Genomic DNA, 16,132 nt, shown 5'->3' with positions numbered 1-16,132 from the left:
CAGGAGCAGGATGCTCCTCTTTTTCGTGAGGTTGTGAATGACGCCAGAAGATTTGATTGCTCAAACAATTTTACAGGGTTTTGATGCTCAATATGGTCGTTTCCTTGAGATAACGTCAGGAGCTCAATATCGTTTTGAACAAGCAGATTGGCATAGTGCTCAACTGGCGATGAAAGAGCGCATCCGTTTATATGATAATCATGTTGGATTAGTGGTTGAACAACTTAGATGTATTCGTCACGACATTGATAAAGAAAGCCTTTTTTTACAAAAAGTAAAAGAAAACTATACATTATTACTCCCCAATTACCCTCGATTTGAGATTGCAGAAAGCTTTTTTAATTCTGTCTATTGTCGCCTGTTTCACCATCGTGAATTGAATAAAAAAAATCTTTTTGTTTTTTCATCACAACCTGCTTATCGCTTTACACAAGCACCTCGACCATTATCAAAGCAGTTTGTTATTCAAAGTGATTTACCGACATTATTGCAAGATATCTTATCGCGCTTACCTTTACGGTTGCCGTGGCAAAATAAGCAACGAGATATTAATTCAATCTGTAATGTGCTAAATGCTCAGTTTTCTGCTTTTCAGTTACGTAATGCGGAATTTCATATTGCAAATGAACTCTTTTATCGCAATAAAGCTGCTTGGCTAATAGGTAAAATTGTTATTGATAATCAATATATTCCGTTTCTATTACCTATTCATAATATTGAACAACAATTATTGATTGATACTTGTTTGATAACCGCAGATGAGGCCAGCATTGTCTTTGGTTTTGCCCGCTCTTATTTTATGGTTTATGCACCATTTCCTGCGGCATTAGTTGCATGGTTAAGAGATATATTACCGGGGAAATCTGTCGCTGAGCTTTATATGTCTATTGGATGTCAAAAGCACGGTAAAACAGAATACTACCGCGAATACCTTGCTTTTATGAATTTTTCATCGGAGCAATTTATCGAAGCACCTGGAGTAAAAGGTATGGTGATGTTGGTATTTACATTACCGACGTATGATCGCGTTTTTAAAGTGATCAAAGATAAATTTGCGCCACAAAAAACGATCACCTCTGAGCGCGTAAAAGAGTGCTATCAATTAGTTAAAGAGCACGATCGTGTTGGGAGAATGGCAGATACTCAAGAATTTGAGAATTTTGTGGTCGATAAAAAAAGAATTAGCCCTGAGCTAATGGCTGTCTTTGAACAGGAGATCCCAAATAAATTGGAAGATCTAGGCGATAAACTACTGATCCGCCATCTTTATATGGAACGCAGAATGACACCTCTCAATATCTATATGGCGCAATGTAATGATAATCAACTCAAGGCTGTCGTCGAAGACTACGGACAAGCATTAAAAGAGCTTATTGCTGCAAACATTTTTCCGGGTGACATGTTATTTAAAAACTTTGGAGTGACTCGCCATCATCGTGTTATTTTTTATGATTATGATGAAATTAGTTATATGACAGATATGAATTTTCGGGCGATCCCTCCGGCCCGCTATCCTGAAGACGAATTAGCTAGTGAACCTTGGTATAGCGTTGCGCTTAATGATGTTTTTCCTGAAGAATTTCGTTATTTTTTATGCAGCGATAAACAAGTTTGTCATTATTTTGAGGCTCAACATCGTGATCTTTTATCACCAGAATATTGGCAACAACAACAGCAAAGAATTAAAGAAGGGTATATTGAAGATGTTTACGCTTATTCTCAAACTAAGCGATTTGCTTATCGTGATCCATCAGGGTAAAAAAGGTTAAAACAAAGATAGGCATAAAGGGGATACCTATCTTTATTGGGCTAACTATATTTTATTGCAAAAATTAGCACTGAGCACCAGCAACAGCTTCTCTAGCTAATTCAGTAATACGCTGAAAATCACCTGCTTTAACCGCATCATTAGGGACTAACCAAGAGCCACCAATACAAAGTACACTTTCTAGCGCTAGGTAATTACGGTAATTATCTGGTGATATGCCTCCGGTTGGACAGAAGCGAACTTTTGAGAATGGTCCTGCAATCGCTTTTAATGCCTTAACACCCCCGTTGGCTTCAGCAGGGAAAAACTTAAATTCATTTAAGCCATAACTCATACCGAGCATTAGCTCAGAAACTGTTGAAATACCCGGAATTAAAGGGATCGTTCCAGCTACAGCTGCTTTGAGTAGCGCTTCTGTTAACCCTGGGCTAATAGCAAATTGAGCGCCTGCTTCAGTAACTTGTGCTAACTGTTGCGGATTAATCACGGTCCCTGCACCTACAATGGCTTCTGGGACTTCTTTCGCAATACGGCGAATAGCTTCAATAGCGCAATCAGTACGTAATGTGACTTCTAAAACTTTTACGCCACCTGCAACTAATGCTTTGGCAATAGGCACAGCTTCATCAATATGATTAATAACAATAACAGGAACAACTGGCCCTGATTTTAGTACAGACTCTGCACTTGTATTCCAATGATTCATCATTTGTATTTCCTAATTAGAAAATGGTGAGCAAATGAATTAAATCTGCTCCTCGTTAGGCATTAAAACTTGTTGGTATTAAAAATCAATACAACAAGCACCTTGTTCAGCTCCGGATAAATGACGACGCAAATTCACAAACAGTTCACGGCCACAGCCTATATTGTTCGTACTTAAATCAGGCATCTTATCTTGGCGAGCATTGAGTGTTTGTTCATCAACAAGGAGTGTTAACTCACCTGTTTTACCATTAACACGAATGATATCACCATCGTGTACTTTGGATAATAAACCACCATTAATGGCTTCAGGAGTGACATGAATTGCAGCGGGCACTTTACCAGATGCGCCTGAAAGTCGGCCATCGGTAACTAATGCTACTTTGTAGCCTTTATCCATTAACACCCCTAATGGTGGCATTAATTTATGTAATTCTGGCATACCGTTGGCTTGTGGCCCTTGATAACGCACAACCACAACACAATCTTTATTTAGCTCACCAGCTTCAAATTTAGTGGCAATATCATGTTGGCTATTAAACACCACAGCTGGGGCTTCGATAATTTTATTTTCATCAGGTACGGCAGAAGTTTTCATTACAGCTCTGCCTAAATTACCTTGCATCACTTGTGTACCACCATGTGATGAAAATGGTGTATTGATATCAGCAATGACGTCTTTATCTAAAGAGCTTATCGTACCCTCGCGCCAATCAAGTTTGCCCTCATTTAGCCAAGGTTCTAAGGTATAACGCTCAATGCCAAATCCTGCAACAGTATTGACATCACGGTGAATTAAGCCTTTTTTCAGTAGTTCACGAATAATTAGTGCGATACCACCTGCTGCTTGAAACTGGTTGATATCGGCAGGGCCATTAGGATAAATACGAGCAATAAGTGGCACAACTTGCGAAAGTTCAGAGAAATCATCCCAATTAATGATAATGCCAGCCGCTCGTGCCATTGCAACTAAGTGCATTGTCAGATTGGTTGATCCTCCGGTTGTTAATAGAGCAATAATGCCGTTTACAATTACCTTCTCGTCAACTAATTGACCGATAGGGAGGTAATTACCTGAGTTTTCAGTAAGACGTACTATTTGGCTAGCTGCTGCATCAGTCAATGCGTCACGCAATGGTGTATCTGGGTGAACAAAAGAAGTACCGGGTAAATGTAACCCCATCATTTCCATGACCATCTGATTTGAGTTCGCTGTACCGTAAAAAGTGCATGTGCCAATGCTATGGTAAGACGCAGCTTCGGCTTCTAATAAAGCATGACGATCCACTTTACCTTCAGCATAAAGTTGGCGAATACGCACTTTTTCTTTATTTGGTAAACCACTCGTCATAGGGCCTGCTGGAACAAAAATAGCAGGAAGATGACCAAAAGAGAGCGCTGCCATCGTCAGTCCAGGAACAATTTTATCGCAGATCCCTAAATAGAGTGCACCATCAAACATATTATGGGATAAACCGACAGCGGCTGACATCGCAATCACATCACGACTCAGGAGTGATAATTCCATCCCATCTTGACCTTGAGTTACACCATCACACATAGCAGGAACACCCCCTGCAACTTGCCCTACGGCACCAACAGCATGCAATGCCTTTTTAATTTTTTGAGGATAATTTTCATACGGCTGATGAGCTGACAACATATCATTGTAAGCAGTGATAATGGCAATATCATTATGAACCATATTTTTCAGGCGATTTTTATCGTCAGCCTGACAAGCAGCAAAACCATGAGCTAAATTACCGCAGGCCAATTGAGCGCGATGCACTGTTTGGCTTTTTGCGGCTTCGATTTTTTTCAGATAAGCACGACGAGTCAATTGTGAGCGAGCAATAATGCGCTCTGTTACCTGTTTTACAGTCTCGTTAAGCGGAACAAAGTCGTTCTGAATTGGATCATGGTTTTTAGGGTTCATAATGATGCTTCCTTTATTCACACAGGGTGATGAGCGTTACTATTGGCTATGAAAAGAGAGTATTTGAATTTAGCTATAGTATTTGTTACCGGTAACATTGTTACGGGTAACAAGAAGAGTTGCAATACCCTTAATGCGTCTTAAACAACATCTGTGATCAACATCAATTTTTTTAGGTGATAAATAACAGTTTTTTAATATTTAACGAATATAAAGCCGAAAAGCTGTCTTTTTAAAAAGCTGAATCGGTTTAATTAGGGAGTTCCTTCCTCATTGCTTGGTAATGAGGAAGGTGAAAGATAGGATCAGCTTTTTACACCACCGTATTCACGGCTAATTTGTTTTGCAGCCTTGATAACCATAGCGCCTAATTCAGTGATACGTGAATCAGTCATTCTAGAAACAGGGCCTGAAAGTGAAATTGCAGCAAAAGGTTGGTGGTGTTCATCATAAATACAAGCACCAATACAGCGTAAGCCTAAAGCATGCTCCTCGTCATCGAAAGAAAAGCCTTGTTTACGGGCTTGCTCCAAATTTTCTTTTAAAGAAGAAGGGAGAGTTTTGGTGTGAGGTGTATAGGCCATTAAGCCTTTTTTCTGGAGTAGCGGTAGCAATTTATTTTCTGGTAACGTTGAAAGAAATGCTTTACCGGCACCTGATGCATGCATCGGTAATTTACCACCAATAGGCGCCGACATTCTCATTAGTGCATTACATTGCACTTGATCGACAATCACGGCATCAAATTCAATTTGGTCAAGGATCGCCAGATTGACGGTTTCACCAGAATCTTCCATCAACTGACGCAAAATAGGATGCACCATTACTAAAAGATTACGAGTTTGCAGAAAGCTACTGCCAACAATAAAAGCGTGCGTACCAACAACCCACAAGCCTAAATCTCCAACTTGACGGACAAAACCATGTTGCTGAAGTGTAGTGAGTAAGCGGTGTGTTGTGGAATTAGGCAACCCAGCTTGAAAGGCGAGATCTGTTAGGGCGATACCACCAGGAGATTCGGAAATATATTCCAATAATGTTAGCCCACGACTTAATGACTGAACAGGGCCTCCTTGTGCGGTACTTTGAGTGGCAGTTGTTTTCGTCTTACGCACTTTTTTATTTGTAGGGGAAACTGTCATGCATACACTCCAGAAATGCTATCCATATTAATATCTATTATGAACTATCTCGCATAATAAAACTCCTCCGATCACTGCATTTTTCAAAACAAAGTGTGTGATAAGAAATATTTATTAAAAGCATTTATCACTGAGTGAAAATCTCTCATCTTCGTCTTAGAAATCTTTATAAAAAGATATGGTAGGATAAAAAAACAACGAAAGAAAAATAAAGAAATAAGAATAAAAACATTCTCGGTTAAGAGGAAACAACGTGGCAAACATAAAACAACAACTGGTGGAAGCATTAGAAAAACGTATCTTAGTACTCGATGGCGCAATGGGTACAATGATCCAGCAATACCAACTAACAGAAGCTGATTATCGAGGTGGGCGTTTTGCTAATTGGGGTTGTGATGTTAAAGGAAATAATGATCTTTTAGTGTTAACACAACCCCAGATTATTGCAGATATACATGATGCCTACTTTCAAGCGGGTGCTGATATTGTTGAAACCAACACCTTTAACTCAACATCCATTGCGATGGCTGATTATCAGATGGAGTCGCTCTGTTTTGAGTTGAATGAAGAGGCCGCAAAATTAGCGAAAACCTGTGCAGATAAATGGAGTGTCTTAACACCCGATAAACCGCGTTATGTTGCTGGTGTTTTAGGACCAACAAATAGAACGGCGTCCATATCTCCTGATGTAAATGATCCTGCATTTCGTAATGTTTCATTTGATAAGCTGGTGGATGCTTATCGAGAAGCAATTCGAGGATTAATTAAAGGCGGCGTCGATTTAATTATGGTTGAAACTATTTTCGACACATTAAATGCGAAAGCAGCTATTTTTGCGATTAAATGTGAATTTGAAGCGCTGAATATTGAATTACCTGTGATGATCTCTGGCACTATTACAGATGCCTCAGGAAGAACTTTAACGGGTCAAACAACAGAAGCGTTCTACCACTCTTTGCGCCATGCTGATGCACTCTCATTTGGCTTAAACTGTGCATTAGGCCCTAAAGAATTACGCCAATATATTCAAACACTTTCGCAAATTTCTGAGACCTATGTCAGCGCTCACCCTAATGCTGGTTTACCTAACGCATTTGGAGGTTATGACTTAGATGCTCAAGAAATGGCTGAGCAAATTAAAGAGTGGGCGCAAGCCGGATTTCTCAATATTGTAGGGGGATGTTGTGGAACAACACCTGCACATATTCTTGCAATTTCACAAGCAGTAGAAGGTATTGCGCCAAGAGTATTACCGTCCCTTAAGAAAGCGTGTCGCCTTTCAGGTTTAGAGCCTTTAGTGATTGATGAGAATTCACTATTTGTGAATGTGGGGGAACGAACTAACGTAACAGGTTCTGCTAAATTTAAGCGATTGATAAAAGAAGGTAATTATCAAGAAGCCTTAGATGTTGCACGTCAACAAGTTGAAAACGGTGCTCAAATTATTGATATCAACATGGATGAAGGCATGTTAGATGCTGTTGAAGCAATGACACGTTTTCTCAATCTTATTGCTGGTGAACCTGATATTGCTAAAGTCCCTGTAATGATTGACTCTTCCAAATGGGAAGTCATTGAAGAAGGTTTGAAATGTATTCAAGGCAAGGGAATTGTTAACTCGATTTCTATGAAAGAGGGAGAAATTCCTTTTCTTGAACATGCTAAATTAGTGCGTAAATATGGTGCCGCTGTCGTTGTTATGGCATTTGATGAAGTGGGCCAAGCGGATACTCGAGAGCGTAAAATCGAAATTTGTCGTCGAGCTTATCAACTATTAACAGAACAAGCAGGTTTTCCACCAGAAGATATTATTTTCGATCCTAATATTTTTGCTGTCGCTACAGGGATTGCAGAACATAATAATTATGCTGTTGATTTCATTGAAGTCTGTGCCGATATTAAATCTCAACTCCCATATGCCTTAATTTCTGGCGGTGTTTCTAATGTTTCATTCTCATTTCGGGGTAACGATCCTGTTCGTGAAGCTATTCACTCTGTTTTTCTTTATTACGCCGTAAAAAATGGTATGGATATGGGGATTGTGAATGCAGGGCAACTTGCTATTTACGACTCATTACCGGATGAGCTACGTAATGCTGTAGAAGACGTTATTTTAAATCGCCATGAAGAAAGCACAGATAATCTATTAGCATTGGCAGAGCGTTATCGTGGAACGAAAAGCGATGAACAAAACCATCAACTTGCTGAATGGCGACAATGGGATGTAGAGAAACGTCTAGAGTACGCTTTAGTTAAAGGGATCACCGAATTTATTGTTGAAGATACAGAAGCTTGTCGTCAACAAGTATCAAGCCCAATTGAAGTTATTGAAGGGCCACTGATGAATGGTATGAATACAGTGGGTGATTTGTTTGGCGAAGGGAAGATGTTTTTACCTCAAGTTGTGAAATCAGCAAGGGTGATGAAACAAGCGGTTGCTTATCTTGAACCCTATATTCAAGCGACAAAACAAGCAGGTACTTCCGCAGGTAAAATTTTACTCGCTACCGTAAAAGGGGATGTTCACGATATTGGTAAAAATATTGTGGGTGTTGTTTTGCAGTGTAATAACTATGAGATTATCGATCTGGGGGTGATGGTACCTTGCGATAAGATCCTGCAAACGGCGATTGATGAAAAAGTTGATATTATTGGTCTTTCAGGTCTGATTACCCCATCACTTGATGAAATGGTGAATGTGGCTAAAGAGATGGAAAGGAGAGGTTTCTCGTTGCCATTAATGATTGGTGGCGCAACAACATCTAAAGCCCATACTGCCGTAAAAATAGAGCCAAATTATAGCCACCCTACTGTTTATGTGCAGAATGCATCACGTACGGTAGGTGTTGTCGCAGCTCTGTTATCTGAAACTCAAAAAGCTGATTTTGTTGCAAAAACACGGCGTGAATATGAAGTAGTGCGCCAACAATACGCTAGAAAAAAACCACGTACACCGCCAGTCTCTTTAGACATTGCACGATCCAATGCACTTAAAATTGATTGGCAAAATTACATGCCCCCAAAACCGAATCAACTTGGTGTGCAAGAAATTACTGCAAGTATTGATGTGTTGCGTGAATATATCGACTGGACGCCTTTTTTTATGACATGGTCTTTAGCAGGAAAATATCCGCGTATTTTAGAAGATGATGTGGTGGGCGAAGAGGCGAAACGGGTATTTGCTGATGCGAACGCGATGCTGGATAAGCTAAGTCATGAAAACTTACTCACACCTAAAGGTATTGTGGGGATCTTCCCAGCTAATCGTCTGGGTGATGATATTGTTATTTATCAAGATGAAAGCCGGCAGCATAAATTATTGTACAGTTGCCATTTACGTCAGCAAACAGAGAAAAAAGAGTTTCCTAACTACTGTTTAGCAGATTTTATTGCTCCCATAGAAAGCGGTGTTCCTGACTATTTTGGTGCTTTTGCTGTAACAGGAGGGTTAGAGGAAGACACGCTCGCCAATGCTTATGATAATGCCCATGATGATTACAATAAAATTATGGTAAAAGCACTATCGGATCGTCTTGCTGAAGCATTTGCGGAATACCTTCACCAACAAGTGAGAACAAAAATTTGGGGTTATAGCCCTAATGAAAACCTCTCTAATGACGAGCTTATTCGAGAAAAATATCAAGGAACAAGACCTGCGCCGGGGTACCCTGCTTGTCCTGAACATACAGAAAAAGCAAAAATTTGGCAATTACTTGATGTTGAAAATCGCATTGGGATGAAACTAACTGATGCGTATGCTATGTGGCCTGGTGCTTCAGTGTCGGGTTGGTATTTTAGCCACCCTGACAGTAAATATTTCGCCGTTGCTCAAATTCAAAAAGATCAGGTTGAAGATTATGCAAAACGCCGAGGAATGAGTGTCAGTGAAGTTGAACGTTGGTTAGCGCCTAATTTAGGGTATGACTCTTAGTTTATTTTTATTTTCAGATCTCAATAATGCAATAAATAGCGAGGGGATAGTAATATCCCCTTGTTATTTTCTCTGGCAGTTCCCATTAAAGGTGTTTAAGCTGAGAACTTGTATCAGAAAAAAAGGACATAACGATGAGTTATACTTTGTATCTTCAGAAAACTCCGCCCGCTGGCACTGAAATCCCTTTCCCTTCTTTAGTCAAAGGGAGCTATCCATTAAATGAAGTGTTAATTAATGCTTTTTTAAATCTGATGCAATTAACCGGAAGTTTAGATACAGAGGCAATTTTAGACGAAAAAGCATTTGATAAAATTTGGCTGAAAGCCGAAATGACACCGGCACGAATCGAAGAAGTGGGCGATTATATTTATCATCAAATTCCTACTACTCCAGAACCTGTTAAAGAAGAAATAGAATTATTTAAACAGGCAATGAAAGAAGAAGAGGCGCTATTAGCAAAAGAAAGTGAGAAAGACGGTAATATCCCTATCCATAAATTTGCTACTAATGATGGTTGGATAGTCACACCAAAAGAGTGTGAAATAATTGCTGCTACACTTACTGCTAAACTGCTAGAAGATAACCGAGTTTTTGTTGAAAAAATCGCAAAAATGTCGCATCTCGCACATCGCTCTTTAGAAATTGCTTTAATTGATTTCGGTAAATTTAATCAATTTGCAAAGAAATATGGTGGTTATCGGGTTTATTAAATTATTAAAAAATAGGCTTCTAAAAAGAAGCCTATTAGAAAACTTTAGTTTGGATTTATTTAAAAGATTAATTAATTTGTAAGCTCACTCCTTTTAATTTATCTAGATGATAGTTTAGCATATTTAAAATTTTATCATCAGGTAATTTAAAATGGTGATCGCTAAGTATTTCTAATTCTTTTTCATATCTGTGAGTAATACCATTTATTATTTCAATAAATTTATTTAGATTTTTATTATATTCTTGAAGTTCTTTTATATATTGTCTGAGTTCAGTAGGATCTGTTAAATCTTCATTGTTAATTTCATGGTTATTTATTTTATCGATAATTTTGGATTTGTATTTGTTATATTCATTTATTTTTTCAGGGATGTTTTTATTATCAGTGTTTTCAATTTCTTTTGTTATTTCCTGAAAGCATTGATAATGTACGTCAATGAGTTCTTTTATTTTCTCGTTGGGTCCTTTTATTTTATTAAATAGCTCTTCTTTAATTTTTAAAAGAGTTTCTTTTTTACTTGCCTCACTTTCTTGACTTATTTTTTTTATATTCTCTTTTTCAATTTTACTTAATATTTTGTTGTATTGTCCTATTGAGAAAATATCTTTATGCTTACACATATTATTTATTTTTATTATTGATTCAATACATTGTTGATCTAATAAAGAACTATCTTTTATATCATTAGAAGAAGTCTTATTTAACTCAATATTTTTTAAAATAGAGAGTGTGTTTTTCTCTACTGTTGTATAAATTTGATTAGAGTTTTCGACCGAGGAAAGCTGATTTTTTATTTTTTTTAAAGTATTATCTGCGTTAGAGTATGTTACTTTTTCTGCGTTATTTTTTATAATACTGCAAAGATTATCATAAATTTTCATTTTTTATTACTCCATTAATAAAGTTAGATTTTGATTCTAATTATTATTAAATGAAGTTCTTTAAAGCTTACACCTTTTCAGCAATAAAGGTTGAAAATTGAGAGAGATAAAAAGTTTATCTCTCTCTTTTCAATGTGAATTTGTTAAAACAAAGTATCATGCAATTTACGTACAATATTATCCGCATCTTTGCCATCAACTAATAAACATAAATTATGAGTACTTGCACCGTGGCTAATCATACGAATATTGTAATCTTCTAATGTGCCGAAAATCTTAATACCTAAACCATTTACCTGTGAAAGTGAATTACCAATCACGGCAACCAATGCCAGATCATCTTCTACTTCAACACGGCATAATGCAGAAAGCTCGGTTAATAATGCATTGGTTAATAAGCTGCCTGATGAATTTGTTGTACCCGTTGTATCAAGGGTTAAAGCAATACTGACTTCTGATGTTGTTATCACATCAACCGAAATATGGTGGCGCGATAAAATGGTAAAAATTTCAGCCAAGAATCCACGCGCATGAAGCATTTTTAGGCTATGTAATGTGAGTAATGTTTGCTTTCTACGTAGTGCAATTGCGCGGAATACAGGTGGGTTTTCTGTTTGAGCGCAAACTAAAGTACCGCCTTCTTCAGGGGCTTTGCTTGAGCCTACAAAAACGGGAATACCACTACGAACGGCAGGTAATAATGTAGCGGGGTGCAAAATTTTAGCCCCAAAAGTAGCCATTTCTGCTGCTTCATCAAAGGCGATTTGATCAATGCGATGTGCCTCTGGCACTATTCTTGGGTCAGTGCTGTAAATACCTGGTACATCGGTCCAGATATCCACACGAGACATTCCAAGTGCTTCACCAATCAATGCAGCTGTATAGTCGCTACCACCACGACCTAGAGTTGTTGTTCTACCTTTTGGTTCTTGACCAATAAAGCCTTGTGTAACAATAACAGTTTCATCTAGACGAGGCTGAATAAGGTTTTGTGTGAGTTCAGTCAATTGCCCCATATCTGGCTCAGCGTGACAAAATAGATCGTTCGTTTTCATCACTTTTCTGACATCAAACCAATCTGCTTGTATGCCTTTTTCACGTAGTAACTCAACAAAAAGTAAGGTTGACATTAATTCGCCATGACTTACAAGTTCGTCTGTTAATGCATCAGAAGTCGCTAACGCTGCCGCTTCAGAGAGCATCTCAATATTTTCAAGCAGGCGGTTTATTTCTTGGGAAATAATTTCTGGTTGAGAGAGTTGATTGATAATCGCGTACTCAATATCGCGAACTTGTGAAAGTAAAGTGTCTCGTTGTGAGGGTTCAGTACCTGCTGCAAGTTCAATCAGCAGATTAGTGATCCCAGCGGATGCGGAAAGGACGACGACACGAACTGACTTTTGTTTCAGGATAATATCTGCACATTTTTCCATTGCTGAATAGTTAGCAACACTAGTGCCACCAAATTTAGCAATAGTGTATGGTGATGATGATGAAGGCGTAGCAGTATTATCAGTCATTGTCGTATTCCTTTAGGCAAAAATGAGATGTTGAACACAATTAGGAATATCGGTTATTAAGTGGAGAGTCAATGCAGAGTGAAGAATAATCAATTTAATTAATAATCAGCTCCACATTATCGGTTTTACCTATGTAAGTAATTAGTACTAGATTTGTTGATTGGTTTTGACCAATATCATCAAATGAGAAAGAATTGACTGTAACTATTAAATGTCAGGCTACAATCTGAGGATATTGGATTGTAATCTTAAGAGAGTATTGTGAATGAAAAATGTAAACCCAACTCAAACCCTAGCTTGGAAGGCATTAGAAAACCATTTTTCGGTTATCAAAGATACCGATATGAAAACGCTTTTTGCTCAGGAACCATCACGCTTTGAGCAATTTTCAAAAATATTTTCAGACCAAATTCTAGTGGATTTTTCAAAAAACCGCATTACGAAAGAAACATTAGATAAATTGCAGGCTTTAGCTAAGGAATGTGACGTAGAAGGTGCGATAAATAGCATGTTTACGGGTGAAAAAATCAACCGTACTGAAGATCGTGCTGTATTGCATACTGCATTACGTAATCGTAGCAATACTCCAGTTATCGTTGATGGCAAAGATGTTATGCCAGAAGTTAACGCAGTACTGAATAAAATGAAAAAATTCAGTGAGCGTATTATTAGTGGTGAATGGAAAGGTTATACAGGCAAAGCAATTACTGATGTTGTAAATATTGGTATTGGTGGATCTGATCTTGGTCCTTATATGGTAACAGAAGCATTACGCCCGTATAAAAATCACCTTACTATGCATTTTGTCTCGAATGTTGATGGTACTCATATTGCTGAAACACTGAAAAAATGTGATCCTGAAACGACATTGTTCTTAATCGCATCAAAAACATTCACAACACAAGAGACCATGACAAATGCGCATTCAGCAAGAGATTGGTTCTTAGCGTCAGCGAAAGAGAGTGCTTTTGTCGCTAAACATTTCGTTGCGTTATCTACGAATAGTACTGAAGTTGAAAAATTTGGTATTGATACTGCCAATATGTTTGAGTTCTGGGATTGGGTTGGTGGTCGCTATTCATTATGGTCAGCAATTGGTTTATCTATCGCGTTATCTGTTGGTTATGACAACTTTGAGCAATTACTGGAAGGTGCTCATGCTATGGATAACCACTTTAGAACCGCTGATGCTGAAAATAATATCCCAACAATCCTTGCACTGATTGGCATTTGGTATAACAATTTTTTTGGCACAGAAACTGAAGCGATTCTGCCATACGATCAGTACATGCATCGTTTTGCTGCTTACTTCCAACAAGGCAATATGGAATCAAATGGTAAGTATATTGATCGTGATGGAAATAAAGTCAGTTACCAAACAGGGCCTATTATTTGGGGCGAACCGGGTACAAATGGTCAACATGCGTTTTATCAACTGATCCACCAAGGTACAAAAATTATTCCTTGTGATTTTATTGCACCTGCAATTAGTCATAATCCATTATCTGATCACCATGCAAAATTGATGTCTAACTTCTTTGCTCAAACAGAAGCGCTCGCTTTTGGTAAAACTCGTGAGCAAGTTGATGCTGAATTTGCCACAGCAGGAAAAGATCCTAAAGCCATGGGATATGTTGCACCTTTTAAAGTGTTCGAAGGTAATCGCCCAACTAACTCTATTTTGTTAAAAGAAATTACGCCTTATTCATTAGGTGCATTGATTGCAATGTATGAACATAAGATCTTTGTACAAGGTGTTATTTTCAATATCTTCACGTTTGACCAATGGGGTGTTGAATTAGGTAAACAGCTTGCTAATCGTATCCTTCCTGAATTAAAAGGTAAGGAAAGTGTTAACAGCCACGATAGCTCAACAAATAACCTGATTAATCGTTATAAAGCATGGCGTTAATCCGAATAAATTGAATATAAGTAGTCGGTTAGATACAAAGGAGGTTTTTATGGCCTCCTTTATTTTTTGAATGTTTCGTGCTTAATCTGATTTTCTTTTAACGCTTTTTTAGATTATTTATGCGAAATGTTATCAGCTTTTAACTTCCCTTAGTCACATCATGATATCCTTATACATCATGACTCACACAAGCTAGGATCATCAACGCGTGATGATGAAATAATGTTCAAGAAATCAATAATTACCCCTGCTCCTATCCATTGGTTGCCCAGTGAGGAACATGAAAATATTAAAGAAAGTACATTAAGTTGGTTAATGGAATTAGGTTCAATGACGCGACGGTTTGAACAGCATTGTCAAAAAGTGACAGTGATGCCTTATCAAGAAGGATTTGTTGATGTTATTGAGCCTGCTGACGAAAAAGCATGTTTACCTGAAAGTCAGCGTTATTGGTTAAGAGAAGTGGTATTGTGTGGTGATAATGTTCCTTGGTTATTAGGGCGAACATTAGTACCAGAAGAGACACTGACAGGTGAAGATAGAAAACTGGTCAATTTAAGAACCGTTCCTCTTGGACGTTATTTGTTTCAGGAAACAACCTTAAGCCGTGATTTTATTCATATCGGGCAACAAAATGGGTATTGGCTACGCCGTTCTCGTTTCCAGCTTTCAGATAAACCTTTATTATTAACCGAGGTGTTTCTACCTGCATCACCAATGTATGAGAAGTAATTAGGGGGAGCTAAAATTGGAGGGAAGTATGACGCACAATAAATGGCAGGCATATAGCCGTTTAATGCGTATAGATAAACCTATCGGAGCGCTATTATTACTTTGGCCAACTTATTGGGCTTTATGGATTGCTGCTAAAGGTTTTCCTGATTGGCATATTCTGATTGTCTTTACTATTGGCGTGTTCTCTATGCGTGCCGCTGGGTGTGTAATAAACGACTTTGCTGACAGAAAAATTGACGGCAGCGTTGAACGAACTAAAAATAGACCATTACCTAGTGGGGCTGTGACAGAAAAAGAGAGTAAAATTTTATTTATTGTATTGGTTATATTGTCATTTGGCTTGGTACTCACACTCAATACGATGACAATTTGGCTCTCTGTAGCAGGACTTGCACTAGCATGGTTTTACCCCTTTGTTAAACGCTTCAGTAATCTACCTCAGCTTATTTTAGGTATGGCCTTTGGGTGGTCAATTCCAATGGGTTTTGCTGCTGTTTCTGAAAGCTTACCATTAGTATGTTGGCTATTATTTCTTGTCAATATTGTCTGGTCGGTGATTTACGATACCCAATATGCGATGGTTGACCGCAATGATGATATAAAGATTGGTGTAAAATCTACCGCTATTTTATTTGGTCGTTATGACAAAATTATTATCGGTATTTTACAACTGATGATGTTAGCGCTACTCGTGAGCATTGGTGTTCTGCTGAACATGAAAGGCATCTATTATTGGTCGATATTATTGATTACCGCACTTTTTATCTATCAACAAAAACTGATTGCAGAGCGTGAAAGAGCGCCTTGTTTTCAAGCGTTTATGAATAATAATTATGTTGGTTTTGTTTTATTTGCGGGTATTTTATTTAGTTATTTCTAAGATATCG

Annotated in this window: 11 protein-coding genes; 6 read left to right on the top strand and 5 right to left on the bottom strand. The window is 38.0% G+C overall.

Features of this window, described 5'->3' with window-relative positions:
• The first annotated feature begins 37 nt into the window (after positions 1-37).
• Positions 38-1,759 (top strand): bifunctional isocitrate dehydrogenase kinase/phosphatase, encoded by a 1,722-nt coding sequence (aceK, locus tag GTH24_RS18285; RefSeq protein ID WP_115350325.1) that lies wholly within the window; start codon positions 38-40, stop codon positions 1,757-1,759.
• Between the two features lie 73 nt (positions 1,760-1,832).
• On the opposite strand, the gene GTH24_RS18280 is transcribed toward aceK, so the two are convergent.
• The 3 genes from GTH24_RS18280 to iclR all read right to left on the bottom strand — a co-directional run bounded on the left by GTH24_RS18280 (position 1,833) and on the right by iclR (position 5,551).
• Entirely contained in the window at positions 1,833-2,474 is a 642-nt protein-coding gene (locus GTH24_RS18280; protein WP_072070952.1) for a bifunctional 4-hydroxy-2-oxoglutarate aldolase/2-dehydro-3-deoxy-phosphogluconate aldolase, read from the bottom strand.
• Between the two features lie 78 nt (positions 2,475-2,552).
• A complete protein-coding gene (edd, locus tag GTH24_RS18275; protein WP_164526803.1) occupies positions 2,553-4,409 on the bottom strand; it encodes a phosphogluconate dehydratase in 1,857 nt (618 codons plus the stop codon).
• Positions 4,410-4,714: 305 nt separating this feature from the next.
• Positions 4,715-5,551: a glyoxylate bypass operon transcriptional repressor IclR gene (gene iclR, locus GTH24_RS18270; protein ID WP_072070943.1), complete on the bottom strand. Its 837-nt coding sequence runs from the start codon at positions 5,549-5,551 to the stop codon at positions 4,715-4,717.
• Between the two features lie 253 nt (positions 5,552-5,804).
• Between iclR and metH the strand changes: the two genes are divergently transcribed.
• Together metH and GTH24_RS18260 are read left to right on the top strand one after the other, a co-directional pair.
• Positions 5,805-9,482, top strand: coding sequence for a methionine synthase (gene metH, locus GTH24_RS18265; RefSeq protein WP_072070942.1), 3,678 nt, complete (start codon positions 5,805-5,807; stop codon positions 9,480-9,482).
• 134 nt (positions 9,483-9,616) lie between these two features.
• On the top strand, positions 9,617-10,195 hold the full coding sequence (locus GTH24_RS18260) for a hypothetical protein (protein ID WP_072070941.1): 579 nt from the start codon (positions 9,617-9,619) through the stop codon (positions 10,193-10,195).
• A gap of 67 nt (positions 10,196-10,262) precedes the next feature.
• Here GTH24_RS18260 and GTH24_RS18255 read toward each other — a convergent pair whose 3' ends face one another.
• Together GTH24_RS18255 and lysC are read right to left on the bottom strand one after the other, a co-directional pair.
• Entirely contained in the window at positions 10,263-11,078 is an 816-nt protein-coding gene (locus GTH24_RS18255; RefSeq protein WP_164526802.1) for a hypothetical protein, read from the bottom strand.
• 143 nt (positions 11,079-11,221) lie between these two features.
• Complete coding sequence (lysC, locus tag GTH24_RS18250; protein ID WP_072070939.1) at positions 11,222-12,598, bottom strand: lysine-sensitive aspartokinase 3; 1,377 nt, start codon at positions 12,596-12,598, stop codon at positions 11,222-11,224.
• Between the two features lie 265 nt (positions 12,599-12,863).
• Here lysC and pgi point away from each other — a divergent pair, with 265 nt between their 5' ends.
• The 3 genes from pgi to ubiA all read left to right on the top strand — a co-directional run bounded on the left by pgi (position 12,864) and on the right by ubiA (position 16,125).
• Positions 12,864-14,510 (top strand): glucose-6-phosphate isomerase, encoded by a 1,647-nt coding sequence (gene pgi / locus GTH24_RS18245; RefSeq protein ID WP_072070938.1) that lies wholly within the window; start codon positions 12,864-12,866, stop codon positions 14,508-14,510.
• A gap of 222 nt (positions 14,511-14,732) precedes the next feature.
• Positions 14,733-15,242 carry a chorismate lyase gene (gene ubiC / locus GTH24_RS18240; protein WP_072070951.1) on the top strand — a complete coding sequence of 170 codons (510 nt, stop codon included), beginning with the start codon at positions 14,733-14,735 and terminating at the stop codon, positions 15,240-15,242.
• Between the two features lie 28 nt (positions 15,243-15,270).
• Positions 15,271-16,125 (top strand): 4-hydroxybenzoate octaprenyltransferase, encoded by an 855-nt coding sequence (gene ubiA / locus GTH24_RS18235; protein WP_072070937.1) that lies wholly within the window; start codon positions 15,271-15,273, stop codon positions 16,123-16,125.
• Positions 16,126-16,132 lie beyond the last annotated feature (7 nt).

It is taken from the genome of Proteus vulgaris (assembly GCF_011045815.1).
In the GTDB taxonomy this organism is placed as follows: Bacteria; Pseudomonadota; Gammaproteobacteria; order Enterobacterales; family Enterobacteriaceae; genus Proteus; species Proteus vulgaris_B.
The sequence above is the reverse complement of the archived record's forward strand: the minus strand, read 5'-3'. Positions and strand labels throughout refer to the sequence as shown.